Source organism: Bradyrhizobium valentinum (assembly GCF_001440405.1).
Taxonomy (GTDB): Bacteria; Pseudomonadota; Alphaproteobacteria; order Rhizobiales; family Xanthobacteraceae; genus Bradyrhizobium; species Bradyrhizobium valentinum.
Map to the genome: position 1 here is coordinate 1 of NZ_LLXX01000158.1, position 1,103 is coordinate 1,103.

Annotated in this window: 2 protein-coding genes; both read left to right on the forward strand. The window is 67.5% G+C overall.

All coding sequences use genetic code 11. From position 1 onward, the window contains the following. Nucleotides 1-406: nicotinate-nucleotide--dimethylbenzimidazole phosphoribosyltransferase (locus CP49_RS28195; protein WP_197423261.1), on the forward strand; the 406-nt coding region annotated here is incomplete at its 5' end. A 70-nt stretch (nt 407-476) separates the two neighbouring features. After that, nucleotides 477-908 (forward strand): hypothetical protein, encoded by a 432-nt coding sequence (locus CP49_RS28200; RefSeq protein ID WP_420807661.1) that lies wholly within the window; start codon nt 477-479, stop codon nt 906-908. Nucleotides 909-1,103: the final 195 nt, after the last annotated feature.

Here is a 1,103-nt window from a genome sequence, read left to right on the forward strand (position 1 = left end):
CGAGGCCGCGCTGAATTTCCATCGCGATACTCTCGGCGATCCGCTGGCAGTGGCGGCGGCGCTGGGCGGCCGCGAGCTCGCGGCGATCGCCGGCGCGGCGCTTGCCGCAAGGCAGCATAAAGTTCCGGTGCTGCTCGACGGTTTCGTGGCAACGTCGGCTGTGCTGCCGCTTGCGCGTCTTGATGCCGGCGCGCTCGATCATTGCCGCGCCGGGCACGTCTCGGCGGAATCCGGCCACCGCGATCTGCTGCGCGAACTGAAGCTGCATCCGCTGCTCGACCTGAACATGCGGCTCGGCGAGGCGTCCGGCGCTGCTGTCGCGATCCTGCTGATCCGCGCGGCACTGGCCTGCCACGCCGGGATGGCAACTTTCACGGAGGCCGGCGTCTCCGGCGCGGAGGATTGACGAAACCTTGCCACATATCTCAGCGTAACTGGGCCGGAGGGCAGTGCTGACGAAGGAGTCGCGCATGCGAATGGCGGTCATCAAGGTAGTCGTTGCCGTAGCCGCGCTGTTCGCGGCAATCGGGCCGGTTCGGGCCGAGATTCGTATTCTCGCCAGCCCCGGCGGACAGGTCGGACCGTTTCTCGAGCTGTTCGATCGGGTGCGCCAATCCGGCGAGCGGGTGGTGATCGACGGGCCATGCCTGTCGGCCTGCACGCTGGTGCTGATGACGATACCGGAGGAGCGGATCTGCGTAACCCGCCGCGCGGTGCTGGGGTTCCACGCCGCCCGCTCGATCGACGGCCGCGGCCGCATCTATGCGGAACCGGAGGCCTCGCGCGCGGTGCAGGCGGCCTATCCGGAGGCGGTGCGGGATTGGATCAGCCGCCGCGGCGGGCTGACCGCGCGGCTTCTGCTGTTGCGCGGGCGCGAACTCGCCGCGATCTATCCGCGGTGCAGGTAGGATTCGTTGCACCGTAGCGTGGGCAAAGGCGCCACTTTGGCGCCGTGCCCACCATCCGTCCGCGACCGCGGTCTTGAATGGTGGGCATGCTTCGCTTTGCCCACGATTCTTCGATCTACCCGCGGCCCGTCCTGCCAGACCTCATCCTGAGAGCCTGACCGAAAAAGAAAGTTGAGTGATTTCAGCCCGTTGTGA